The organism is Amycolatopsis sp. La24, assembly GCF_029087445.1.
Lineage (GTDB): Bacteria > Actinomycetota > Actinomycetes > Mycobacteriales > Pseudonocardiaceae > Amycolatopsis > Amycolatopsis nivea.
In genome coordinates, this window is the sequence record NZ_JARACH010000037.1 from 26,894 (window position 1) to 51,245 (window position 24,352).

Sequence of the window (24,352 nt, forward strand, 5' to 3'; positions counted from 1 at the left end):
CCCGTCACGCCCGGTCGGCCGCCAGCCGCCACATCGGGACGAGGACCCGGCCCTGCTCGTCGACGTCCAACGCGTCGAGCGCGGTCGGGTCCGGCTTTTCGTCCTCCGAAACGGCGGCGACCGCGGCGATGAGGCCCTCGCGGCTCATCGCGGTGGTGTAGACGGCTGGTTCGAGCGCGCTGATCGTCCAGCCGTCGCCGACCGTTTCGCGCAGATTCTGCTCGGTGATCCGGTACGGCACTGGGAAGTTCGCCGGCACTGAGTCGGAGAAGCAGAAGATGTTCAGCCGCGCGCCGGGCTTGGTCGCGCGCCCGAGCGCCGCCACGTACGCGTGCCGCTGGTCTTCGTCGAGACAGTGGTAAAGCGCACTGTCGAGGACCGCGTCGAAGCGGCCTTCGTACCCGTCGAGCCGGGTTGCGTCGGCCTGGTCGAAGGTGACCTCCAGGCCGCGCTTCGCGGCGGTTTCGCGGGCCCGTGCGAGCGCGGTCGGCGCGCCGTCGAGACCCGTGACGCGGTGTCCGCGAGACGCGAGGTACAGCGCGTTTTCGCCCAGGCCGCAACCGATGTCGAGCACTTCGCCGCGGAATCCGCCGTCCGCTTCGAGCGCGACCACCGCGGGCTGCGGGCCGGCGATGTCCCACGGGATCTTCTCCCCGATCGGGGTCTTGCCTTGGTACATCTCCTCGAAGTCGACGTCCGTCACGTCCATCCGGAGCCTCCCTATTCAACGGGTGATGATTTAACGCTAGCGGACCGGACCGGTGATCTGTCAACAGCCCGCGGGAATACCTGCCCGATCCGCGGAGTAGAAGGAGGCATGGATTTCGGGATCTCGACGTTCGTGACCGACGAAGGCATCCGGCCCGACGTGCTGGGCGAGGCGGCGGAGGAGCGCGGGTTCGCGTCGCTCTTCCTCGCGGAGCACTCGCACATCCCGGTGAGCCGCGAAACGCCGTACCCCAGTGGGGGCGAGCTGCCGCGCATCTACTACCGCACGCTCGACCCGTTCGTGGCGCTGACCGCGGCCGCGGTGAACACCTCGGAGCTGGTGCTGGGCACCGGTGTCGTGCTGCTGATCCAGCGCGACGTCATCCACACCGCGAAGGAGGCGGCGTCGCTCGACCTGGTGTCGCGCGGACGGTTCGCCTTCGGCGTCGGAGCCGGGTGGAACCGCGAGGAAATGGCCAACCACGGCACCGACCCGAAGACCCGGGGCGCGCTGCTGAACGAGCAGATCGCCGCGCTGAAGGCGATCTGGACGCAGGAGCAGGCGGAGTTCCACGGCAAGCACATCGACTTCGACCCGATCTTCGCGTGGCCGAAGCCGGTGCGGACGCCGCATCCGCCGATCCTGGTCGGCGGCGCGAGCGACGCGGCGCTGAAGCGGCTGATCGAGCACGGCGACGGCTGGATCCCGAACCCCGCGGTGTCGCCGGACGACGTGCGCCGCGTGCGGCAGCAGCTCGCCGAGGCGGGCCGCGGGGACATGCCGTCGCAGCTCTTCGGCGGGCCGGCCGACGCGGACGCGATCAAGCAGTACGCCGACGCCGGGCTGGACCACTACGGGATCATGCTGCCGACGCTGCCGGAGGCGGAAACGCTGGCGCTGCTGGACGAATACGCCCGTCTCGCCGCTGCTTTCCGCGCCGAGTGACGTGCCGTGAAGGACTCCTCGATCGCCTTGAGGAGTCCTTCACGGACGTTCAGCGGGGGAGCCCGAGCACGCGTTCCGCGGCGGCGGAGAGCAGGACCTGCGTGGTGCCGCCCGCGATGGAGAGGCAGCGGGTGAGCAGAAACTCTTGCGCCGCTGGGGTTTCCGCGACCAGCTCCGGCGCGAGTTCGAGGGCGAACTCGGCTGTTTCCTGCCGATGCCGCACTCCGAGCAGTTTCGCCACCGACGATTCCGCCCCCGGCCCGAGCCCGTCCAGCCGCCGCAGCGTCGCCCGCAGGTCGAGCACCGAACACGCGCTGCCTTGTCCGATCAACGCACCGAGCCGGTCGCGATCCACGTCCTCGGGCGCGGATTCCAGCAGTGCCTCCACGTTCTCACCCACTGCGGATCCGCGGCCCAGCGCGACGCGTTCGTTCGCCAGCGTCGTGCGCGCGAGCTTCCAGCCCGCGCCGGGTTCGCCGACGACATCGGCGTCCGGAACGAAGACGTCGTCCAGGAAAACCTCGTTGAACACGCTCCGCCCGGTGATCTCGCGCAGCGGCCGCGTGGTGATGCCGTCGGCACGCATGTTGACGAGGAAGTACGTGATTCCCTTGTGCTTCGGCACATCCGGGTCGGTGCGGGCGAGGCAGATCGCCCAATCCGCTTCGTGCGCCAGCGACGTCCACACCTTCTGCCCGGTCAGCAGCCAGCCGCCGTCGGTCCGGCGCGCCACGGTGCGCAGCGACGCGAGATCCGAGCCGGCGCCCGGTTCACTGAACAGTTGACACCAGGTCACTTCGCCGCGGAGCGTCGGCTTGGCGAAGCGCTCACGCTGGTCGTCGGTGCCGTGCGCGAGAATCGTCGGCACTGCCCAGCCGCCGATCACCATGTCCGGCCGTCGGATGTCCGCCGCGGTCAAGGCGGCGTCGATCCGCAGCTGCGTCGCCGCGTCCGCACCCATGCCGTACGGCTGGGGCCAGTGCGGGGCCAGCAACCCCGAGTCCGCGAGCGCGGTACGGCGGTTTTCTTCCGGCAGGGCAGCGATTTCCGCGACCAGCCGGGTCACCTCGGCATCCTCGCCGACGTTCACCCCAAGCGTCCGCCGCTTCCCGGCCAACGCCAGGTCCGCGGCCCGCTGCCGCCACTTCCGGGAACCGCCGAGCCACTGCCGCAACCCCAACGCGCGCCGCAGGTACAGGTGCGCCTCGTGCTCCCAGGTGAACCCGATCCCGCCGAGCACCTGGATGCAGTCCTTCGCGTTCTCGACGGCAGCGTCCAACGCCACCGCCGCAGCGCTCGCGACGGCCAGCGGGTCGCCGACCGACGAAGCCGCGTCCCACGCCAGCGCCTCGGCCGCTTCGGTGCGGCACAACATCTCCGCGCAGAGGTGTTTCACCGCCTGGAAAGCACCGATCACCTGGCCGAACTGCTCCCGGACCTTGGCGTATTCGACGGCCGTCGTCAGGCACCAGCGCGCCACGCCCGCCGCTTCCGCGACCGCGAGCGTCGCCGCGAGATCGCGGACGTCCGGCAGGTCCAGCACCTCGCCCGGCACGTCGGCCCCGACCCGCCCCAGAGACCGGGAAAAGTCGAAGGGCGCCAACGGTTCCACCGCTGTTCCGGGCGGACTCAAGACGTACCGATCACCGCGCGGCACGAGCAACCATGATTCGGCGTCCGCGCCGGGTACGGTCGCCGACTCTTCCAACTGCACCGCGACCTGCGCGGTCCCCTCGGCGATCTCGGCCGCGAGTTCCTTCGAATGCTCCGCGAGCAGTAGCCCCGCCAGCGCGGTGCTCAGCAGCGGCCCCGGCACCAGCGCCTCCGCCGCGGCGGCAAGCCCGGCCGCGAGATCCGCGACCGTCCCGTCCGCACCGTTCACCGACGCAGGCAACGCGACGCCGGTAATGCCGAGCGCCGCGAACCCGTCCGGGAGACTGGCCCCCGTGGTTTCGGCCGCGCGCACAGCGGCGACCGGATCGTGTGCCGCCGCCCAATCCCGCACAGCGGCGGCGAGCGCGGTTTGTTCCTCGGTGAGCGCGACCGGCATCGGTCTCCTCCTCGCGGGGTACAGAGCTACTGGCTAGTGTAGAACGTGTTACAGTTTTTCCGCCAGGCGGTCGAGAGTTGAACCTTTCTCCAGGGCAGGTACGCTTAGCCGGAAACTGGAACGAGTTCCGCAAGACGGCTTGCGTGACGACAGAGGGGATTGCGATGCCGGGGAAGGCGAAGACGCCGGCGGCGAAAACGCGGGCGAACGGCCTCGGCGCGATGGGCGAGGAACTGGGCTCCGCGGCCCAGCGGGACCGCCGCCGCCGCATCATCGACGCGACGCTCTCGCTTGCCTCGAAGGGCGGCTACGACGCGGTGCAAATGCGCGCGGTCGCCGAGAAGGCGGACGTCGCGCTGGGCACGCTCTACCGGTACTTCCCGTCGAAGATTCACCTGCTCGTGTCAGGGTTGGCTCAGCAGTTCGAGGCCGCGCACGAAAAGATTCAACGAAGCGCGATCCCCGGCGAAACCCCCGCCGAACGCCTGATGTTCGTCCTGGGCCGCAACACCCGCCTGATGCAGCGCGATCCGCACCTCACCGAGGCGATGGTGCGAGCGTTCATGTTCGCCGACACGTCCGCGGCCGCCGAGGTCGAACTGGTCGGCAGGCTGATGGAAGACATGTTCGCGAGCGCGATGGGCATCGACGACCCCACCGAAGCGGACCGCGACATCTTCCACGTAGTCGCCGATGTGTGGATGGCGAACCTCGTCGCCTGGGTGACCCGCCGCGCCTCCGCAGCCGATGTGGCCAGCCGCCTGGAGCTTTCTGTCCACCTGCTGCTGGACAAATAGCCGCGTGCGTGAGGGCCACCCTGAGGGAATCTGATTCCGTGAGGGTTCCCCTCACGCCCCTCGGCGCCCCACGACGGTCCGTGACGGCCGTGAGGGGCCCCTTCCCGGACTTGGATTCCCTCAAGGAGCCCTTCACGGCCCGTTCGCGCCGCCCGCTCGCCCCACTCGCGCCACGCCCGCTTGCCCCGCGCCCACTCGCTTCGCGCCCGCTCACCTCGCGCCCGCTCGGGATGCCGCCCCAATGCGGCATTGGGTGCGTCCCACGCACCGAACGCCACATTGGGTGCGTCACATGCACCCAATGCCACTTTGGGTGCGTCACATGCACCCAATGCCACATTGGGGCGCTAGCCCCACACGATGCGAAACCGCAGCCGATGCACTCAACGATCGGTGCACCCACACCACCCCCGCACCCCGATACGAAGCTCTCCTGCGGTCTGAGGGTGCTTGTCAAGGCATCTTTCCCGCCTTGACAAGCACCCTCAGACCGTCAGCACAATCAAGCTTCGGGGTGCCCCACGCAATCACCCAAAGCGATGTCGCCGCCAGGCGACGAGAACTGTCAGACCCACGAGCTACCGTGCCCCAGTGGAGTTCGACCAGACCACCCAAGCCACCTACCTCCCCTCGGATCCCCCGCGAGAGGGAGTCCTGGCGCTGTGGGGCGACGAGATCGAGGGAGACACCCCGATCCAGCTAGTCCTGCCCGGCGGCGGAAAATTCGCCCGCACCGAGGTCATGGCGAGACTCGTCCCGCTGGAGAAAGCGATCCCCCGCCTCCTCGTAGTACCGGACGAAACCAGCCCAGCCCTGTCAGCCTGGTCAGCAGTAGTAAACGCCGGCGTGAACCTGGTAGCGCGCGGCCGCCTGCGTCCAGCGTCGACCCCGAGCGGCCTGGGCACCTGGCGAGTAGGCCCCCTCGACGCATCCGACGAAGAACTCCTCCGCGGACTAGCCGCCGCATTGCCGCCCGAAGCACACGCCCTCCCCCTATCCGGCGTGAAACGAATCCGCCTGCACTCACCGGAATCCCTGGTCCGCGCGGTATGGGACGCGGCAGCGGACGTCCTCGTGCGGAGCCCGGCCGCAGCGATCGGCTCCGGCGGCGCAGCATTCGCGGAATCACAGCCCACCCTGCTGGACCCAGACGGCGCGGCCTGGCTCACCGAACTGGAAGCCCGCAGCCCAGACGGCGCACAACTATTGCTGCGGATCGAAGCGACCGACGAGGAATTCGCCGGAGTCCTCGCCGTCCGCTCGACCCTGGAACCGAGCCTGGTCGTCGAAGCCGCCACTCTCTGGGACGCGCCCGAAGCGGTCTTGCACCGGCTGGGCGACCAGGTCGAAACGCAGCTCCTGCTGGGCCTGAGGCGAGGCGCCCGAGCCTGGCCGCCGCTGGGCCGGATCCTGTCCGAACCCGCGCCCACCACGCTCCCGCTCACCGACGACGAGGTAGTCGACCTGCTCGGCACCGGCGCACGCGACCTGGGCGGCGCGGGCATCGAAGTCCTGTGGCCCAAGGATCTTTTCGCCGGCGAAGTACGGGCGAAGGCGAGCGTCACGCAGGCTCCGGCGAGCGAATCCGGTCCGGCGTTCCCGCTCAACGGCCTGCTGGAGTTCCGCTGGCGGCTCAGCCTCGGCGGCAGCGAACTCACCGACGAGGAGGTCGCGGCGCTCGCCGAAGCCAAACGGCCGCTGGTCCGGCTGCGCGGGCAGTGGGTGAAGCTCGATCCCGCCTTGCTGGCGCGGATGCGGGCCCGGCGCTCGCGGCTCACCGGTGCGGAAGCGCTGGCCGCGGCGCTCACCGGCGAGCTGGAGGTCGACGGCGAACGCGTCGAGTTCGCCCCGCAACCAGCACTGTCCGGGCTCGCCGAACGGTTGCGAGAGAGGGAGCCCGCGCCGGTCGAGGAACCGGCTGGGCTCACCGCCACGCTGCGGCCGTATCAACGGGCTGGGCTCGGCTGGCTCATCGCGATGACCGAACTCGGCCTGGGCGCCTGCCTCGCCGACGACATGGGTCTAGGCAAGACAATCCAGCTCATCGCCCTGCACCTGCACCGCCGCGCGCAGGCCGCGGGCCCGACGCTCGTGCTGTGCCCGACGTCGTTGCTGGGCAACTGGGAACGCGAGTTCGGCAAGTTCGCGCCGGACGTGCCGGTGCGCCGCTTCCACGGCGGCGGACGGCATCTCGACGACCTGGCCCCGGACGAGGTCGTGCTCGCCACGTACGGGGTGCTGCGCCGCGATCGGGAGCTGCTGTCCGAAGTGGACTGGGGCATGGTCGCTGCGGACGAGGCGCAACACGTCAAGAATCCGTTGTCCGCCACGGCGAAAGAGTTGCGGCAGGTACCGGCGGCGGCTCGCGTCGCGCTCACTGGCACGCCCGTGGAGAACCGGCTCACCGAACTGTGGTCGCTGCTCGACTGGACCACGCCGGGGCTGCTCGGTCCGCTGGAGAAGTTCCGCCGCACCGTGGCGCGGCCGATCGAACGGGACCGGGACGAGACGGTCACCGGAAGGCTCGCCGCGACGGTCCGCCCGTTTCTGTTGCGCCGCCGCAAAACCGACCCGGACATCGCGCCGGAACTGCCGCGGAAGACCGAGACCGACCGGTACGTCCCGCTCACCGCCGAGCAGACCACGCTGTACGAGGCGGTGGTGCGGGAGAACCTCGCGCAGATCCGGGAAGCACAAGGGGTCCAGCGGCGCGGCCAGGTGCTGAAGCTGCTCACCGAGCTCAAGCAGATCTGCAACCACCCGGCGCACTACCTCAAGGAAAGCACCGGCGCGCTGAGCGGACGGTCGGGCAAGCTCGCCGCGTTCGAGGAACTGCTGGACGTCATCCTCGACGAGGGCGAGAGCGTGCTGGTGTTCAGCCAATACGTGCGGCTGTGCCGGTTGCTGGAGCGGCGGCTCGCCGAACGCGGGCTGCCCACCGCGCTGCTTTCCGGCGAGGTCGGGCCGAAGCAGCGGGACGAGATGGTGGCCGCGTTCCAGTCCGGCGAGGTGCCGGTGTTCCTGTTGTCGCTCAAGGCGGGCGGCGTCGGGCTCAACCTCACCCAGGCCACGCACGTGATCCACTACGACCGCTGGTGGAACCCGGCGGTGGAGGACCAGGCCACCGACCGCGCGTACCGGATCGGGCAGGACCGGCCGGTGCAGGTGCACCGGCTGATCGCCGAGGGCACGCTGGAGGAACGCGTCGCCGCGGTGCTGGAAACCAAGCGCGGGCTGGCCGACGCGGTCGTCGGGGCGGGGGAGGACTGGATCACCGAACTGTCCGACGACCAGCTCGCCGACCTGGTCCGGCTCGGGAGCGGCTGATGCCGCCGCGGCGGACGTTCGGCCACCGGTGGTGGGGCCGGGCGTGGGTGGAGGCGCTGGAGCAGCGCGCCAAACTCGATCCGAACCGGCTGCCGCGCGGGCGGACGTACGCGCGTAAGGGCGTTGTGGACCAGCTGGCGATCAGCGCGGGCGAGATCACCGCGTGGGTGCGGGGAAGCCGCCCGGATCCGTACCGGGTCGCGATCCGGATGCGCGAGTTCAGCGCGTCGGAATGGGACAAGCTGCTCGACGTCGCTGGTCGCCGCCTCGGGCACGCCGCCGCGTTGCTCGACGGCGAATTGCCCGAGGAACTGGCCGTCCAGTCACGGGAGGCCGGAGCCGACCTGCTGCCCGGACCAGGCGATCTGCGGCCGCGCTGTTCCTGTCCGGACAGCGCGAATCCGTGCAAACACGTGGCGGCGGTGTACTACCTGGTCGCCGACGAGGTGGACGCCGATCCGTTCGTGCTGTTCACCCTGCGCGGCCGGGGCCGGGACGAGGTTTTGGCTCAACTGCGCGAATTGCGGACCCCCAGCGCCGCGCGTCCGGCTCGCGCGCCGGAGGTCGGGCTGACGCCGAAAAAGGCGTACGCACGGCGGATCGCGCCGCTGCCGCCGCTGCCCGCGATCCCCGGCGAACCCGGTCCGCCCGCCGTGCTCGACCTCGACCCGCCCGCGCGCTCCGGCCTGACGTCCGCCGGCCTCGCCGCCCTGGCCGCCGACGCCGCGTCGCTCGCGCTAGACCTGCTGCATGCCCGGGATGCCTTGGCGGACTTGACTTTCGCCGAGGACCTGGCGCGCCGGGCCGCCCGGCCGGGCGCGGACGTGTTCGGACTGGCCGCTGCCGCCGAAGTCGCGCCGTCGGAGCTGATCGTGTCGGCGCAGGCATGGCGGGAAGCGGGCCGGAGCGGGCTCGCGGCACTGCGGGACGTGTGGAGTCCCGGCCCCGGACCGTTGGCGGCGGCTCGGGCGGAACTCGCGGAGTTGGCGGAGGAGGTAAAGGTATGGCGCAACCGGGTGACGGCCGGGCCAGTGCAGCTGCGATACGGACGGGACAGCCGGTGGTACCGATTCGTGCGCGTCGCGGGGCAGTGGTGGCCGGACGGACCTCCGGCCGAGCAGCCGGTCGATCTCGCTTACCCCGCGGATAGCTGAATCGCTTACGGAGAGTGAAACGAGACGGTACGTCTCGTTTCGTGCTAGCGTCGGCGGCATGACGAGAACATGGGTGATCACCGGAGCGAGCCGCGGCCTGGGGCAGGCGCTGGCTTTGGCCGCGGCGGAGGCGGGAGACCGAGTGCTGGCGACCGTCCGCACGCCGGGCAGCGCGCCGGAACACCGGAACGTCGTGGAGCACGTGCTCGACGTACGGGACCGGGCCGCCGCGCGGGAAACCGTGCAGCGGGCCGTGGCCGAGTTCGGCCGGCTGGACGTCGTGGTGAACAACGCCGGGTACGGACTGGTCGGCATGGCTGAGGAGGTAAGCGAGGAGGAAGCGCGGGACATTCTGGAGGCGAACCTGCTGGGCGCGTTGTGGCTGACCCAAGCCGCGCTGCCGGTGTTGCGCGAGCAGAAATCGGGGCACGTCGTGCAGATCTCTTCGGTCGGCGGTGCCGGTTCGGTGCCGGGATTCGGGCTGTACAACGCGAGCAAATGGGGCCTGGAGGGGATGAGCGAGGCGATCGCGCAGGAGGTCGCGGAGTTCGGCGTGCGCGTGAGCATTGTCGAACCGGGCGGGATGGACACCGAATGGGCGACCGGCAGCATGCGGTTCACCGCCCCGAACCCGGCGTACGACGGGTTGCGCGAGCGGATGTTCGGCACGACGACCGTCCCGTGGGCGACCGCCGGCACCGGCGGCGGCACTCCGCCCGCCGAGATCGCCGCGGAGATCCTGCAGCACGTCAACGACCCCGCCGACCAGCGCCTGCGCGTCCTGACCGGTGCCGATGCCCCCGGAATGGTCGCGGCAGCACTGTCCGGACGGCTGACGGATTACCGTCAGGACAAGCGTTTCTCCGACGCGGAGATCTGAGATGGCACGCGCCAGCACCCGAGCCCGAGTGCACGCCGCGGTGCTCTCCCTCGCCGCCGAATCCGGTTTCGGCGGCCTGACCATGGAGGGCATCGCGGCCCGCGCCGGTGCCGGGAAGCAAACGCTGTACCGCACATGGTCCTCGCCCGCCGCGGTGCTGCTTGACGCGCTGCTGGAGCGAAGCCTCGACGCTTCCGGCGAAGTCGCCATCCCGAACACCGGCGATCTTCGAGCGGATCTGGAAACCCTGGTCCGCGGCATGATCGCCGAACTGACTGATCCGGCGACCGACCGCCTGCTCCGCGCGGTGACCGCCGAACTGCAAACCGATCCGGCCATCGGCGCCGAAGTCCTGGACCGCCTGCTGGGCCCGCAACTGCGCGCGATCGCCGACCGCCTGGCCCGCGCCGAAGTCGCATGCCCGGAAGACGGCGCGGAACTGCTGCTGGGCCCGGTTTTCCACCGCTGGCTCCTGCGCACCCGGCCGTTCACGGAGGACTGGCCCGCCGCCCACGTGGAAAGGGTGCTGCGCGCGGTGTCGCCGGGCGGCTAGTTTCGCGTCGGGCACTGCGTACTGCTGAGTGCTGACCGCGCGGTGCCACGGAACAAGGCTGATTCTCCGCAGCAGAACCAGCCCGGAGACGATTCGCGCGCCGCTTGGCGACCTCGCTGGCGCCCCTGCGCGGAGATTCAGCCGGGAGCTCGATCCGAACCGCGCGCAGGCCAGGTCAGCTGCCGGCTGACTCGGTCCCGCGAAGCTCCACGCAACACCCGCCGTCGCGAGGCGCGACCCGGGTCGTCGTCACCCCCGGTACTTGGAGTCCTTCCACGACCCCGCTCAAGAAGCGGTCCGTCATCCCGCACACCAGGTCCGGCGCGCGGCCGGCCAGTGGTTGGAACGGGCAGTTGCGCAGGCGCAGGCATACCGGCGTCTCGCGGTTCGGCTCGAAACCGTGGCGGGCCAGGACCGTGCTCGTCAGGGTCAGTCCGCGTTCCGTGCCCAGCCGGCCCGGGCGGGAGCGTTCGCGTTCGGCGGCTCCGGCGGCGGCGCCGTGCCGTCCAGCCTCGCGCAGGGCGGCGTCCCTGGCCGGTTCGCCGGGGGCCGCCGAGGCGACCGCGTCCACCAGGATCGCGGCCAGGACGTCCGGCTGCCGGGGCGGGATGGAGATCGCGAAGTCGGTCGCGGCGGGTTCGTAGACCTTCGGGGCGCGGCCCACCTTGCGGACGCCGCCGACGGTCTCGTAGCGGGCGCGCAGGAGGCCGGCCGTCACGAGTTTGTCCAGGTGGAACGCGGCCAGCTTGCGCGAGATGCCGACCGCCGCGGCCGCCTCCTCGCGCGTCACCGGGCGGCCGGCGTCGCGGATGAAGGCGTACATCCCCCGGCGCAGGTCCTCGTCCAGCGCCGCTACCGCGCGGATGGTCGCCAGGTCACTCGTCACACACCCACGATAACGCCCAGCGAGGTTCCCGGAACCCTCCACCTGGCTTGTTCACCTGGTCACATTGACTCCGCCGGGCAATAAGACAAAGATTTATCGGCGAAACCCTGTTCTGTTGCCGCTCGAAGCCCGAGGATCGCCCATGCAGTCGTCCGGAACCGCCCTCCGCGTCGTCCACGAGCCCGTCCCCGGCTTCGACCTGGCCGCGGCCGAAAACGCCGCGGGGGACTTCCTGCGCGCGCTCGGCATCAGCCTCGACTCGGAGAGCCTGCGCGGCACCCCCGGCCGGATGGCCCGCGCGTACGCCGAGCTGTTCACGCCGCGCGCGTTCGACCTCACCACGTTCCCCAACGACGAGGGCTACGACGAACTGGTCCTGGCCCGCGACATCCCGGTCCGGTCGGTCTGCGAACACCACCTGCTGCCGTTCATCGGGGTCGCGCACGTCGGGTACCTGCCGGGCGAGCGGATCCTGGGACTGTCGAAGCTGGCGCGGGTCGTCGAGCATTTCGCGTGCCGCCCGCAGGTGCAGGAACGGCTGACGAAGCAGATCGCGGGCTGGCTCGGCGACCAGCTGTCCCCGAAGGGCGTCGGCGTGGTGATCGAGGCCGAACACACCTGCATGACCCTGCGCGGCGTGCAGGCGACGGGCTCGTCCACGGTGACGTCCACGTTAATGGGCACGCTGCGTGAGGACGCTCGCTCGCGTCAGGAGTTTTTCTCGTTGACCGGGGTCAATGCCTGAGCGTGGGCCCAGTCGAGGAAGTGTTCGACTGCGCGGACGACGTGGGCGCTGCGGATTGACGGGAACACGTCGAACGCGTGCTGCGCCTCCGCGACGGGGCTCGTCGACGTGGATGGGCACGCTGCGTGAGGACGCTCGCTCGCGTCAGGAGTTCTTCTCGTTGACCGGGGTCAATGCCTGAGCGTGGGCCCAGTCGAGGAAGTGTTCGACTGCGCGGACGACGTGGGCGCTGCGGATTGACGGGAACACGTCGAACGCGTGCTGTGCCCCGGCGAGTTCCGCGTACGCCACCGGATGGGCGGATTTCGCGCGCAACCGGGCGACGAACTCCCGCGCTTCCGCGACCGGGACGAGTGAATCGTGCTTGCCGTGGATCACGAAGAACGGCGGTGCGTCCTCGGCGATCCGGTCCATCGGGGACGCGGCGAGGTAGTCGTCCAGCCGGTGCTCCGGTGCGAACACCCGGCGCGCCATCAGGCTTTCCAGGCGGTACCGGCTTTCCTCCTCGCCGGTCGACGCGGCGATGTCGTACACGCCGTAGTGCGGCACGCAGGCCTGCACGCTCGTGTCCGCCTCCTCGAACCCGGGCTGCAGCGCCGGGTCGTTCTGGGTCAGCGCGAGCAGCGCGGCCAGGTGCCCGCCCGCCGAACCGCCGGTTACCGCGACGAAGCGCGGGTCGCCGCCGTACTCGGCGATGTGTTCGCGGATCCAGGCGAGCGCTTGCTTGGCCGCCACGATGTGCGCCGGCCAGCGCGAGGCGGGGGAGAGCGGGTAGTTGATCGCGACGCAGACCCAGCCGCGGCGGGCGAGGTGGCGCATCAGCGGCAGGCCCTGTTGTTCCTTGTTGCCGATGCTCCACGCGCCGCCGTGGATCTGCAGCAGCACCGGGGCGTCGCGGACGGTTTCGCGCGGACGGTAGACGTCCAGGAGGAACCGTTTGCCGCCAGGGGCGTACGCGACGTTCCGGTCGCGCACGACGTCCGGCTCGTGCATCCGGAACGGCATCAGCAGGCGTCCCCACGGCGTCGAGAAGTCCGAAGGGTTCTCCAGGCTGTCCCGGTAGTCCTCGCCGAGCGCTTCGACGAGCGCGGCCTCGACCTCGAGGCGCGCTTTCAGCGAGGTCCCGATAAGCGACGCGAAACCGGCCGCGGACAGCCCGGCCAGCGCCAGCCCGATCCGGTCGCTCGGGCGGCGGACCCCGTGGCGCGCGACGTGCTGCACAGTGTCGGCCGCGGTGAGCGCGAGCAGGTGCGGCGCGAGTTCGCCGGTGAGCCAGCCGGCGAAGAACACCGGGATCGAGGTCGGCCGCGGTTTCGGCGGCCGCAAGGCGAGTGCGGCGAGACCGAGCTGCGCCGCCCGGCGGGTCACGAAGTCCGGTTTCACCTGCCCGATGCTACCTCCGCCGAGCGCCGTCGCCAGGGTTCTGCCTTACGCTGGAAGACATGCAGCGACTGAGCGGGCTGGACGCGAGCTTCCTCTACCTGGAGACGCCCTCGCAGGTCCTGCACGTCTGCGGCCTGCTCACCCTCGACGGTTCGACCATGCCCGGCGGCTACGCGTTCCCCGAGTTCAAGCGCCGCCTCGCCGAACGCGTCGCGGTGATCCCGGCGTTCCGCCGCAAACTCCACAATCCGCTCTGGAACCTGAACCATCCGGTGTGGGTCGAGGACGAGGATTTCGACCTCGACAACCACGTGCACCGCATCGGCCTGCCCGCGCCGGGCGACGACCGCGAGCTCGCCGAGATGTGCGCGCACATCGCCGGGCAGCGGCTCGACCGCGCGCATCCGCTGTGGCAGTGCTACGTGATCGAGGGCCTGTCGGACGGGCGGCTGGCGGTGCTGCTGAAAATGCACCACGCGAGCGTCGACGGCGTCGGCGGGGCCAGCCTGATCGGCTACCTCGCCGGTCTCGAACCCGACGCGCCGCTGCCGGAGCTGCCCGACGACGAGCGCGAGAACGACGGTCTCCCCACCCGGTTGCGGCTGCTGCGCGAGAGCGCCGATTCGCTGCTGCACCGACCGTTCGAGATCGCCCGGCTGCTGCCCGAGCTGCTGGGTCTGGTGCCGAAGTGGGCGATGAAAACTGTGCGCGGCAAGGGAATGCCGGTGCCCTTCACCGCGCCGCGGACCTCGCTGAACGGCACCATCACCGGCCACCGTTCGGTCGCCTTCGCGCAGCTCGACCTCGACGCGGTGAAGCAGGTGAAGGACGCTTTCGGCGTCACCGTGAACGACGTGGTGCTGGCGCTGGTTTCCGGTGCCCTGCGGCAATTCCTGCTCGGCCGCGGCGAACTGCCGGGCGACCCGCTGGTGGCGACGGTTCCGGTGTCGGTGCACGAACGCACGGAACGCGATCGCGGCAGCAACCGGGTTTCGGCCTTTTTCGCGTCGCTGCCCACGCATTTGCCCGACCCGGCGGCGCGGGTGTTCTTCCTGGCCGAGGCGAACCGGCGGGCGAAGGACCACCATTACGACATCGACGCCGACATGCTCGCCGACTGGGCCCAGTTCTCCCCGGCGACGGTGTTCGGGCTGGGCGTGCGCGCGTATTCGGCGCTGCGGCTGGCCGAACGGCATCCGGTGGTGCACAACCTGATCATCTCGAATGTGCCCGGGCCGCCGATGCCGCTGTATTTGCTGGGCGCCAGGATCACCGGGCTGTACCCGCTGGGACCGGTGTTCCACGGAGCGGGGCTCAACATCACGGTGCTGTCGAACGACGGCAAGGTGGGCGTCGGGCTGTTGGGGGCCAAGGAATTGGTGAAGGATCTGTGGCCGCTGGCGGACGCGTTGCCGGAGGCGATGGACGAGCTGAGCAAGGCCGCGCCGGTCTGATCGCGGACGCGCGGAATGCCGACGCTTTCGCACGACGGTGTCCGCCGTCGTTCGTAGTCCACTGTGGACACCTGGGACCGCAGTTCCGCGGGTAGGCGATGAGTGCACAGTGCACTGCGCCCAGCGGAAGCCGGTGCGCAGTGTCGTTTTCGCCGCGCCCGGGGCTGCCGACAATGAGGCGCGAGGCAACCGCCCACGCCTTGGCTCGGAGCACGAAGCGGCACGGACCCCCAGAAGGAAATCGGGACAGCATGAAGACCGACGGCACGAAATACAGCAACTTCAGCGGCTGGATCGACCGGCCGGACGACGTGCGGCCCGCGCTGGACGGTGATCTCACCTGCGACATCGCGGTCATCGGCGGCGGCATGGGCGGCATGGCGGCCGCGCTGCGCCTCGCGGAGCGCGACCAGGACGTGGTCCTGCTGGAGGCCGAGTTCTGCGGCTACGGCTCGGCCTCGCGCAACGGCGGTCAGATCGCCGGTGCTCCGGGCGGCGACCTGCGGATGCTCAGCGTCCAGTCCCCGAAGAAGATGCCGGTCATGGTCAAGCTGGCGGAGCACGCGGGCCACTACGTGGAAGACCTCATCAAGACGCACGCCATCGACTGCGACTACGTGCCGAACGGCCTGGTGTGGGGTGCGGTCTCGCCCCTCATGATGCTCCGGGTGCGCACTCAGGCGGCGGTCCTGCGCGCCTTCGGCGGGCAGGGGACCGTCGGCAGCCGGGAGGAACTCGGCCTCCCCGCCGGCTTCGTGGGCGGGATGCGGGAATCCATCGGCGGGATGCTGAACCCGGGCAAGCTCGCCCGCGGGGTGCGCCGCGCGCTGCTCGCCTCGTCGGCCAAGGTCTTCGAGCAGTCGCGGGTGAGCGACGTCCGGCGGACCGGCCGCGTTGTCGAGATCACGACACCGCACGGCACCGTGCGGGCCAACAAGGTGGTGCTCGCGACCAGCGTCTACGGCGGCGAGTGGGACATCACGCCCAAGAACCTCGCGACCCCGCTGTACGTCATCGAGACCGAGTCGGAACCCATCGCGCCGGAGCGGCTCGCCGAGCTGGACTGGACCAGCCGGTCCGGCATCATCACCCAGCACCAGCTGATGACCCACTACCGGCTCACCGAGCGCAACACCATCGTCTGCGGGGTCCGCCAAGCGCAGCGCGGCCAGACCTACCCGCTCCCCGACCGGGTCCCGGACCCGCGCGTCGTGCAGGACATGGGGAAGGATCTGGCGCGCCGGTTCCCGTCGCTGTCCGACGTGGCCATCGAGCGGGCCTGGGGCGGGTGGATCGGCATCAGCCCGGACTGGCTGGCGGTCGCCGGGCAGGTGGGCGACAACGTCTTCTACTCGATGGCCTGCAATGGCCACGGCCTCTGCCAGGTGCCGTACGTGGCCCACCAGCTCGCCGACTACATCGTCGACGGCGAGATGTCGGACGACCTCGCCGGCATCTGGTCGGACGCCGCGAAGTATTCGCCGTCGATGGCGCTGCTGATGCAGCCGTTCGTCCTCCGGGCCATCTGGGGACTCGACCGGCTCAACGACTTCTTCAACGGCAGCAAGACACTGGCCCGGCGGACGCGGGCGCGCCGTCGCGGCAGGCGCGGGAACTCCTAGGCCGAGTCCGCGATCTCCGCCGCCCGTTCCTGTCCGCCGATCGCCGCCTGCACCGAGGTGCACGCCGCCATCAACGCCGCCACGAACTGGTCCGCCGCGAAGACGCACGCGGTGTGCCCCGCAGGGATCTCGTACGTCGCCGCCCCGGGAATCCTGCGCGCCAGGCTCCGCTGATGCGCGGGCGCGATGAACCCGTCCCGCGAGGTCACCACGACCGCCGCTGGCAGGGTGAGGGTGTGCAGCCACGGCGTCGAATCGAAGCGGCCGATCTCGTCCAGCGCGACCGCGATCGCCCACGGGCTCGTCGAGCGGAATTCCTCCAGCGCCCACCGGTGGTCCTCGAGCCGGGCGAGGCGTTCGCGGCGGGGTTCGCCGGGGACCAGGCCGATGCGGGCCTGGTCGCGCAGCAGGTGCAGGGTGCGGCCGAACAGGTCGAGCGCCACGCGTTGCCGGACGCCGCGGCGGAAGTTGCTCGCCGTCGAGCAGAGGACCAGGCCGGTGACGCGGTCGGGATAGCGGTGGGCGGTCAGCTGGCCGACCATGCCGCCCATCGAGTAGCCCGCGACCATGAACTCGTCGATGCCCAGCGCGTCCGCGACCGCGACCACGTCGTCCGCGCAGTCCTCGAGGCTGAAGTCGTGCGAGCGGATGCCCTGGCCGTGCCAGCGCTGGTCGAATACCACCACCCGGTGGTTCGCCGACAGCCGTTTCAGCACGGGATACCAGGTGAGCAGCCCGGTGCAGGCGACCGAGTGCAGCAGGACCACCGCGGGCGCGTGCCGCGGGCCGACGTCGACCACGACGGTTTGGCCGCGGCCGGGCAGGGACAGCGGCTTCGGGTCGGGCACGCCCGCGGTGGGCGGGATGGTCGCGAGTTTCCGCGTTGCTTGCCAGCCGACGTCGCCCAGCGCTGATTTGAGAACTTGTTCCGCACCCACGTCGGCGTGCCGCCCCTCTCCGCTTCGCGGTCGATCCACCGCTCGGGCCCCGGTCCCGGGGGTTGCCGAGCCAGCCCATTCCGGCTAAAAATAGAACGTGTTCCACCTAGGTGGAGGGAGACCGGAGTGGACTTCACCCCCGACGATACGCAGAGCGAGATCACCTCGCTCGCCGCGCAAGTGCTCGGGAGGGCCGACGAGCCCGCGGACCAGTGGCGAGCGCTGGCCGACGCGGGCCTGCTCGCGCTGCCCCTGCCCGCCGACCTCGGGGGTGACGGGCTCGGCGTCGACCACGTGGCCCCCGTGCTCACCGAGGTGGGCCGGGCCGCGGCGGCGGTGCCCGCGTACGCCGTGCTGGCGCTCGGGATCCTGCCGGTCGAGGCGCTCGGCACCCCGGCGCAGCGCGCTGAGTTCCTGCCGCCCGCGGCGGCGGGGGAGACCATTCTCACTGCTGCCTTGCACGAGCCGTCCGCACCGCTGACCTCCATCCCCGGGACCAGCGGTGCGGCGGCGGACGGCGCGTGGGCGGTGACCGGCGTCAAAACGCACGTGCCGTACGCCGCGGAAGCGGAGCGGATTCTCACGCCGATCGCGTTGCCGGGAGGCACCGGCGTCGCGCTGGTGGATCCGCGCGCTGACGGGGTCGAAGTCCTGCCTGCGTACAACGCGACGGGCATGCCGGAGTACACCGTGCGGTTCGACGGCGCGCGGGTGAGCGAAGCGGATTTCTTGCGTGACCGCACGGCAGGGCATGCGTTGCAGACGCTACACCGCTACGCGTTGGCAGGAGCGCTCGCGCTCGGCGACGGACTCCTTGCCGGAGCGCTGGCGTTGACTGCCAAGCACGTCGGCGAGCGCACGCAATTCGGCCGTCCACTGGCGACTTTCCAAGCGGTGGCACAGCAAATCGCGGACGTCTACGTCGCTTCCCGTACCGTGCATCTGGCCGCGGTGTCGGCGGTGTGGCGGCTGGCGTCCGGATTGGACGCGGACACCGAGCTCGACATCGCGGCGTACTGGCTGACCGAGGAAGCGCCGTCCGCGCTCGCGATCTGTCATCACTTGCACGGTGGCGTCGGCGTCGACCGCACTTATCCGCTGCATCGGTATTCGTCGGCGGTGAAGGACCTCGGCCGCGCGGTCGGGGGAGCGGCGCACCGGCTCGGCCGGCTGGGCGAACGAGTGGCGGGATGAGCATGCACATCGAACTGACGGCCGCGCAACAAGAACTGCGGGCGCAGCTGCGCGAGTACTTCGCGGGCCTGCTGACCGCCGACGAGCGCCGCGCGTTGCTGCGGGAGCGGCACGGGCAGGTGTACCGCGACGTCGTGCGCCGGATGGGCCGCGACGGGAAGCTCGGCGTCGGCTGGCCCAAGGAGTACGGCGGCGGCGGTTTCGGCGAGATCGAGCAGCACATCTTCGTCGACGAAGCCGCCCGCGCGGACGTCCAGCTGCCGTCGGTGACGCTGCAGACGGTCGGGCCGACGCTGCAGGCGTTCGGCACCGAGGAACAGAAAGCCTTGTTCCTGCCGAAAATCCTGGCCGGGGAAGTGCATTTCGCCATCGGGTACACCGAACCGGAAGCCGGGACGGACCTCGCCTCGCTGCGCACGCGCGCGGTCCGCGACGGCGACGATTACGTGATCAACGGCCAGAAAATCTTCACCACCGGCGGCCACGACGCGGACTACGTCTGGCTCGCCGTGCGCACGGATCCGGACGCGCCGAAGCACAAGGGCATCTCGATCCTCATCGTGGACACCCGCGATCCCGGCTATTCGTGGACGCCGATCATCACCTGCGACGGCGCGCACCACGTCAACGCGACGTTCTACGAGGACGTCCGGGTGCCGGCGAACATGCTGGTGGGGGAGGAAAACCGCGGCTGGCGGCTGATCACGACGCAGCTCAACCACGAGCGCGTGATGCTCGGCCCGGCCGGGCGCATCGGCGGTCTGCACGACCGGGTGTGGGCGTGGGCGGCGGCGCGCCGGACCCCGGACGGCGCGGCGTTGCTCGACCTTCCGGACGTGCGCGCGGTGCTGGCCGAGACGTTCGCGGTCGCGCGGGTCAACGAACTGCTGAACTGGCAGGTCGCGGCGGCAGCGGCGCACGGGTCGGTCGAGATCGCCGACGCTTCGGCGACGAAGGTGTTCGCCTCCGAGCGAATCCAGCGGATCGGGAGGCTGCTGGAGGAACTGGTCGGGCGGCACGGCGATCTCGCCGACCCGGACACCGCGGAACTCGCCGAATGGCTCGACGTGCTGGCGAAACGGAACCTGGTGCTGACGTTCGGCGGAGGCGTCAGCGAGATCCAGCGCGAACTGATCGCCTCCGCCGGGCTGAAACTGCCGAGGGTGCCGCGATGACGATCGAGGAAGCCGCCGCGAAAATCGCCGCACAGGGCGAAAGCGCGCCGAGGTACGCGCGCGATCCGGTGAACCAGGCGATGGTGCACAACTGGGTCGAGGCGATCGGCGACGCCAACCCGGTCTACACCGACGCGGACTTCGCCGAAACGAGTGTCCACGAGGGACTCGTCGCGCCGCCGGCGATGGCGCAGGTGTGGACGATGCCGGGGCTGCACGGCGTGCGCGGGGACGACGACCCGCTCGGGCTGATCCTGAAGGTGCTCGACGACGCCGGGTATACGTCCATTGTGGCCACCAACTCCGAGCAGACCTACCACCGCTATCTGCGGCCCGGCGAGCACGTTTCGACCACGAACACGCTGGAGGACGTCACCGGCCCGAAGCGCACCGGGCTCGGCGAGGGCTGGTTCGTGACCACCCGGACGAACTGGTACGTCGACGGGGAACTGGTGGCGGACATGGTGTTCCGCGTGCTGAAGTTCCGCCCGCGCGAACCGGAACCGCCGCCGTCGCCGGTGCTGCGGCCGGTGATCAGCCACGACACGAAGTTCTTCTGGGACGGTCTCCGTGAAGGCGAACTGCGCATCCAGCGGTGGGGCGACGTCCTGCGGCATCCGCCCGGCCCGATGCCGCCGGACGGATCGCTCGACACGGTGCCGGACTACGTCGTCGCGAGCGGACGCGGAACCGTTTACAGCTTCGTCGTGCACCACCATCCGGCGGTGCCGGGCAAGCGGCTGCCGTTCGTGGTCGCGCTCGTCGAACTGGAGGAAGGCGTGCGGGTGATGGCCGAACTGCTGGACGCCGATCCGGACGAGGTCCGCATCGGACTCCCGGTCGTCGCCGCGTTCGTGCGCGTCGACGACGAATTGACCCTGCCCGCGTGGAAGGTGGCGCGATGACTGCAGCGGTCGGGACCGAACTGCCGCCGATGGTGCTCGAGGCGACGCCGACGTTCGTCATCAGCACCGCGCTGGCGACCCGGGATTTCCAGGACGTGCACCACGATCGCGACGCCGCCGTCGCACGCGGGTCGAAGGACATCTTCCTCAACATCCTGACCGACACCGGCCTGGTGCAGCGATACGTGAGCGAGTGGGCCGGTCCGCAGGCGCTCATCCGCTCGATCAAGATCCGGCTCGGCGTGCCGTGCTATGCCGGGGACACGCTCACTTTCTCCGGCCGCGTCATCGCCCGCGACGGCAACGAGGTGGAACTCGAAGTGTCCGCTGTGGACAGTCTAGGTGCGCACGTGACCGGCACGGTTTCGCTGACGCTGCCGGAGGAGGACGCATGACGTTCACCGGGACCACCGCCATCGCCGGGATCGGCGCGACGGAGTTCTCCAAGGATTCCGGACGCAGCGAGCTGCGGCTGGCGGCCGAATGCGTCAGCCACGCGCTGGCGGACGCCGGGCTGAAACCGTCCGATGTGGACGGCATGGTGTCGTTCACCATGGACGGCAATGCGGAAATCGCGCTCGCCCGCGAACTGGGCATCCCGGAGCTGACGTTCTTCAGCCGCGTGCATTACGGCGGCGGCGCGGCGGCGGCGACCGTGCAGCAGGCGGCGATGGCGGTCGCCAGCGGGATCGCCGACGTCGTGGTGGCGTACCGGGCGTTCAACGAGCGGTCCGGAATGCGGTTCGGGCGCGTGTCTGCGGCCGCGGCCCAGCAGGTGAACACGTCCGGGGTGGACAACGCGTTCCACTATCCGATGGGCATCGCGACCCCGGCCGCCACGGTGGCCATGGTCGCCCAGCGGTATCTGCACGAATACGGGGCCACCAGCGAGGATTTCGGCAAGATCGCGGTCATCGACCGGGCGCACGCGGCCACCAACCCGAACGCCTGGTTCCACGGCAGGCCGATCACGCTGGAGGAGCACCAAGCCTCGCGCTGGGTCGCGGAACCGTTGCACCTGCTCGATTGCTGCCAGGAAAGCGACGGCGGCGTCGCGCTCGTGATCACCAGCCTCGAGCGCGCGCGTGACCTGCGGCAGGCACCGGTGGTGGTCTCGGCGGCGGCGCAGGGGAGCGGGCCGGACCAGTACGTGATGACCAGCTACTACCGCGACGATCTCGCCGCGCTGCCGGAAATGGGCGTGGTCGGGCGGCAGCTGTGGGCGCAATCCGGGATCGGACCGTCCGATGTGGACGTCGCGGTGCTGTACGACCACTTCACCCCGTACGTGCTGATGCAGCTTGAAGAGCTGGGTTTCTGCGGTCGCGGCGAGGCGAAGGACTTCATCGCGGGCGACACGCTGACCCTCGACGGGAAACTGCCGCTCAACCCGCACGGCGGCCAGCTCGGCGAGGCGTACATCCACGGCATGAACGGCATCGCGGAGGCGGTCCGGCAGCTGCGCGGAACGGCGGCCAACCAGGTCTCCGGCGCCGGTACGGCGGTGGTCACGGCGGGGACTGGCGTCCCGACGAGCGGGCTGGTGTTGACAACCCCCTGACCTGGGCTTGCCGGTGCGCGCATAACCCTTGTGGGTCAACGCGGATCACCTCATTGCTGGCTGGTGCCTCCTTCTCACGCGTGTCACGGTAGTGAAGACCGTGTGACGCAGCGTGTCCGAAGAGTGAGGTGCCGAGGTGACTGTGCCGCTGGCGTGGCTGTTCACCGTGCTGTTCGCGTTGCTGGCACTGCCGTGCGTGCTGCGGCTGGTGAGACTCGATTACGTCAGCCTCGGCCACCGGGTGCGCAACGGCGACCTCGCCGAACTGCTGCTGGTGGTGGCGATGGTCGCGATGCTGTCGCCGGTCGGCGGTCCGATCCCGGCCGCGGGCTGGCAGGCGGTGCTGGTGCTGACCGCGGGCTGGTTCGCAGTCTCCGCCTGGCGAGGCAGGGCTGAGGGGCACGGCTGCGCGCACCACGCACTGTCGGCGGCGGCGATGCTGTACATGGTCACCGCGATGCCGCACGGCGGGATGGTGCACGGGCCGTGGCTCACGATGTCCACAATGGACACCAGACTGGCGTGGCCGGTGGTCGCGCTGGTGGCGGCGGCCTACTTCGCGCTCGACGCGGCCCGTTCGGGCGTGGTGGCGCTGCGGTCGCGTGGCACGGCGGCGCCGGGGCACGCGTCGCGCACGCTGTGCCGGGCGGCGATGGGCGCGGGCATGGGCGTCATGCTGCTCGCTGGCGTGTGACTCAGCCCGGCCTTGTAACTCTCAGCCGAGCCGCTGGACTTCCCCGTCCGGCGGCAGGTCGGCCAGCGTCGGCAGCGTATCGGCCGGATGCGCGGCGACCCACTCGCGAGCCGCGGCGACGTCGCGCCCCAGCGCGTCGATCAGTTCCTGCGCGGAGCCGTAAGCCTCCTGGTCCCGCAGGTGCTTGCCGAGCCAGACGGTGAGGCGTTCGCCGTACAGGTCGCCCTCGAAGTCGAGCAGGAAGGCCTCGACCAGCCGGTAGCCGTCGGCTCCGTAGTAGGTCGGGCGGCGGCCCACGGACACCGCGGCGGCCACGCGCGTGCCGTCCGCGCGTTCCGCCCAGCCGGCCCACACCCCGTCGCCGAGTTCGCCGCGCTGGTCGCGCAGCGCGATGTTCGCGGTGGGGAAGCCCAGCTCACGGCCGCGCTTGTCGCCCGGCTCGACTGGCCCGCGCACCACGAAGAAGGTGCCCTCTCGCTCGTCCGCCATGGGACAACCGTATAACGGTCCCGACGCTCAGCGGGACCGCAGCACTGTGTCGGCCAGCACAGGCGCGTCGGCACGCTCCGGCGCGGTGGTCGTGACCAGCAGACGTCCGGTTTCGCGCCACACGCGCACGCGCAGGTTTTCGCCGGGGAAGACGACGCCGGCGAACTTCGTCCCGAATGCCGAGACGCGCTCGGGGTCGCCGTCGAGGAACGCGTCGACCACGGCCTTCGCGACCACGCCGTACGTGCACAGCCCGTGCAGGATCGGCCGGTCGAACCCGGCGGCCTTGGCGAACGCCGGGTCGGCGTGCAGCGGGTTGCGGTCGCCGCACAGCCGGTACAACAGCGCCTGCTGCGGCAACGTCGGCACGTCGAGCACGGCGTCCGGTTCGCGGTCGGGCCACTCGATCTTGTCCGACGGCCCGCGTTCGCCGCCGAAGCCGCCCTCGCCTCGGGCGAAGATGCTGGACCGGGCTGTCCACAGTGGAGTGCCGGACTCGTCGGCGACCTCGGTCTCCTGCACCAGCACCGCAGCCTTGCCCTTGTCGAAGACGTCGGCGATCCGGGTCCGCGCGACCGCCTTGCCCTCGACCGGGATCGGCCGGTGCAGTTCGATCTCCTGCTTGCCGTGCAGCACTTTCGCCAGGTCGACGTCGATGCCGGGGAACTTGAGCGCGGGCGGTTCGAAGGTGCGGAGGTTCGCCGCGACGGTGGCGAAGGTCGGCAGCACGCGCAGGTCGCGCTCGTAGGTGTAGCGCAGTTCGCGCTCGTCCACCGGGTCCGCGCCCGCGCCGACGGCCAGGTGGTACAGCAGCACGTCGGACGGCGTCCAGGCGAAATTGACCTCGCCGAGATCGGCTCCGATCGCGACCGCGGGGTCGATGGGCACGGG

At 70.5% G+C, this 24,352-nt stretch carries 22 protein-coding genes and 1 pseudogene; 16 read left to right on the plus strand and 7 right to left on the minus strand.

The window, feature by feature from the left end; all coding sequences use genetic code 11:
* Positions 1 to 4 precede the first annotated feature (4 nt).
* Positions 5 to 709 (minus strand): class I SAM-dependent methyltransferase, encoded by a 705-nt coding sequence (locus PUT80_RS29205; protein WP_134668222.1) that lies wholly within the window; start codon positions 707 to 709, stop codon positions 5 to 7.
* Positions 710 to 817: 108 nt separating this feature from the next.
* On the opposite strand from PUT80_RS29205, the gene PUT80_RS29210 reads away from it, so the two are divergent.
* A complete protein-coding gene (locus tag PUT80_RS29210; RefSeq protein ID WP_134731224.1) occupies positions 818 to 1,654 on the plus strand; it encodes an LLM class F420-dependent oxidoreductase in 837 nt (278 codons plus the stop codon).
* A 49-nt stretch (positions 1,655 to 1,703) separates the two neighbouring features.
* On the opposite strand, the gene PUT80_RS29215 is transcribed toward PUT80_RS29210, so the two are convergent.
* Complete coding sequence (locus tag PUT80_RS29215; protein WP_275294117.1) at positions 1,704 to 3,704, minus strand: acyl-CoA dehydrogenase; 2,001 nt, start codon at positions 3,702 to 3,704, stop codon at positions 1,704 to 1,706.
* A gap of 164 nt (positions 3,705 to 3,868) precedes the next feature.
* On the opposite strand from PUT80_RS29215, the gene kstR reads away from it, so the two are divergent.
* From kstR to PUT80_RS29240, 5 genes are all read left to right on the plus strand, one after another.
* Positions 3,869 to 4,501, plus strand: coding sequence for a cholesterol catabolism transcriptional regulator KstR (gene kstR, locus PUT80_RS29220; RefSeq protein WP_037809922.1), 633 nt, complete (start codon positions 3,869 to 3,871; stop codon positions 4,499 to 4,501).
* Between the two features lie 591 nt (positions 4,502 to 5,092).
* Positions 5,093 to 7,828: a DEAD/DEAH box helicase gene (locus tag PUT80_RS29225; RefSeq protein WP_275294118.1), complete on the plus strand. Its 2,736-nt coding sequence runs from the start codon at positions 5,093 to 5,095 to the stop codon at positions 7,826 to 7,828.
* A complete protein-coding gene (locus tag PUT80_RS29230; protein WP_275294119.1) occupies positions 7,828 to 8,982 on the plus strand; it encodes an SWIM zinc finger family protein in 1,155 nt (384 codons plus the stop codon). Before PUT80_RS29225 ends, PUT80_RS29230 begins: the two co-directional genes overlap by 1 nt.
* Before the next feature lie 58 nt (positions 8,983 to 9,040).
* Entirely contained in the window at positions 9,041 to 9,862 is an 822-nt protein-coding gene (locus tag PUT80_RS29235) for an SDR family NAD(P)-dependent oxidoreductase (RefSeq protein WP_275294120.1), read from the plus strand.
* Between the two features lies 1 nt (position 9,863).
* Positions 9,864 to 10,415 carry a TetR/AcrR family transcriptional regulator gene (locus tag PUT80_RS29240; RefSeq protein ID WP_275294121.1) on the plus strand — a complete coding sequence of 184 codons (552 nt, stop codon included), beginning with the start codon at positions 9,864 to 9,866 and terminating at the stop codon, positions 10,413 to 10,415.
* Positions 10,416 to 10,590: 175 nt separating this feature from the next.
* Here PUT80_RS29240 and PUT80_RS29245 read toward each other — a convergent pair whose 3' ends face one another.
* Positions 10,591 to 11,301, minus strand: a complete 711-nt coding sequence (locus tag PUT80_RS29245; RefSeq protein WP_275294122.1) for a transcriptional regulator — start codon at positions 11,299 to 11,301, stop codon at positions 10,591 to 10,593.
* Between the two features lie 142 nt (positions 11,302 to 11,443).
* On the opposite strand from PUT80_RS29245, the gene folE reads away from it, so the two are divergent.
* Complete coding sequence (folE, locus tag PUT80_RS29250; protein WP_037809932.1) at positions 11,444 to 12,046, plus strand: GTP cyclohydrolase I FolE; 603 nt, start codon at positions 11,444 to 11,446, stop codon at positions 12,044 to 12,046.
* A 100-nt stretch (positions 12,047 to 12,146) separates the two neighbouring features.
* Positions 12,147 to 12,227 (plus strand): annotated as a pseudogene (locus PUT80_RS46335) (GTP cyclohydrolase I FolE); the annotation flags it as partial.
* On the opposite strand, the gene PUT80_RS29255 reads toward PUT80_RS46335, so the two are convergent.
* Positions 12,191 to 13,429, minus strand: a complete 1,239-nt coding sequence (locus PUT80_RS29255) for an alpha/beta hydrolase (protein WP_275294123.1) — start codon at positions 13,427 to 13,429, stop codon at positions 12,191 to 12,193. The pseudogene PUT80_RS46335 and the gene PUT80_RS29255 overlap by 37 nt on opposite strands.
* 59 nt (positions 13,430 to 13,488) lie before the next feature.
* Between PUT80_RS29255 and PUT80_RS29260 the strand changes: the two genes are divergently transcribed.
* Both PUT80_RS29260 and PUT80_RS29265 read left to right on the plus strand, forming a co-directional pair.
* Positions 13,489 to 14,883: a wax ester/triacylglycerol synthase family O-acyltransferase gene (locus PUT80_RS29260; RefSeq protein WP_275294124.1), complete on the plus strand. Its 1,395-nt coding sequence runs from the start codon at positions 13,489 to 13,491 to the stop codon at positions 14,881 to 14,883.
* 251 nt (positions 14,884 to 15,134) lie between these two features.
* Positions 15,135 to 16,505 carry an FAD-binding oxidoreductase gene (locus PUT80_RS29265; protein ID WP_275294125.1) on the plus strand — a complete coding sequence of 457 codons (1,371 nt, stop codon included), beginning with the start codon at positions 15,135 to 15,137 and terminating at the stop codon, positions 16,503 to 16,505.
* On the opposite strand, the gene PUT80_RS29270 is transcribed toward PUT80_RS29265, so the two are convergent.
* A complete protein-coding gene (locus tag PUT80_RS29270; RefSeq protein WP_275294126.1) occupies positions 16,502 to 17,443 on the minus strand; it encodes an alpha/beta hydrolase in 942 nt (313 codons plus the stop codon). The genes PUT80_RS29265 and PUT80_RS29270 overlap by 4 nt on opposite strands.
* 126 nt (positions 17,444 to 17,569) lie before the next feature.
* Between PUT80_RS29270 and PUT80_RS29275 the strand changes: the two genes are divergently transcribed.
* The 6 genes from PUT80_RS29275 (at position 17,570) to PUT80_RS29300 (ending at position 22,972) form a co-directional block, all read left to right on the plus strand.
* The gene (locus PUT80_RS29275; RefSeq protein ID WP_275294127.1) at positions 17,570 to 18,637 is read left to right on the plus strand and encodes an acyl-CoA dehydrogenase family protein; all 1,068 of its coding nucleotides are present in this window, start codon (positions 17,570 to 17,572) and stop codon (positions 18,635 to 18,637) included.
* 2 nt (positions 18,638 to 18,639) lie between these two features.
* Complete coding sequence (locus PUT80_RS29280) at positions 18,640 to 19,812, plus strand: acyl-CoA dehydrogenase family protein (RefSeq protein WP_134668234.1); 1,173 nt, start codon at positions 18,640 to 18,642, stop codon at positions 19,810 to 19,812.
* Positions 19,809 to 20,717 carry an OB-fold domain-containing protein gene (locus tag PUT80_RS29285; RefSeq protein WP_275294128.1) on the plus strand — a complete coding sequence of 303 codons (909 nt, stop codon included), beginning with the start codon at positions 19,809 to 19,811 and terminating at the stop codon, positions 20,715 to 20,717. The genes PUT80_RS29280 and PUT80_RS29285 overlap by 4 nt, the downstream gene beginning before the upstream one ends.
* On the plus strand, positions 20,714 to 21,112 hold the full coding sequence (locus PUT80_RS29290; RefSeq protein ID WP_275294129.1) for a MaoC family dehydratase: 399 nt from the start codon (positions 20,714 to 20,716) through the stop codon (positions 21,110 to 21,112). The genes PUT80_RS29285 and PUT80_RS29290 overlap by 4 nt, the downstream gene beginning before the upstream one ends.
* Positions 21,109 to 22,278, plus strand: coding sequence for a lipid-transfer protein (locus PUT80_RS29295; RefSeq protein WP_037809945.1), 1,170 nt, complete (start codon positions 21,109 to 21,111; stop codon positions 22,276 to 22,278). The genes PUT80_RS29290 and PUT80_RS29295 overlap by 4 nt, the downstream gene beginning before the upstream one ends.
* Positions 22,279 to 22,414: 136 nt before the next feature.
* Positions 22,415 to 22,972: a DUF5134 domain-containing protein gene (locus PUT80_RS29300; RefSeq protein ID WP_162473044.1), complete on the plus strand. Its 558-nt coding sequence runs from the start codon at positions 22,415 to 22,417 to the stop codon at positions 22,970 to 22,972.
* A gap of 21 nt (positions 22,973 to 22,993) precedes the next feature.
* Here the strand turns inward: PUT80_RS29300 and PUT80_RS29305 are convergent, their stop codons facing one another.
* On the minus strand, positions 22,994 to 23,461 hold the full coding sequence (locus PUT80_RS29305) for a riboflavin kinase (RefSeq protein ID WP_275294130.1): 468 nt from the start codon (positions 23,459 to 23,461) through the stop codon (positions 22,994 to 22,996).
* Positions 23,462 to 23,488: 27 nt separating this feature from the next.
* The gene (locus PUT80_RS29310) at positions 23,489 to 24,349 is read right to left on the minus strand and encodes a MaoC/PaaZ C-terminal domain-containing protein (RefSeq protein WP_238607556.1); all 861 of its coding nucleotides are present in this window, start codon (positions 24,347 to 24,349) and stop codon (positions 23,489 to 23,491) included.
* Positions 24,350 to 24,352 lie beyond the last annotated feature (3 nt).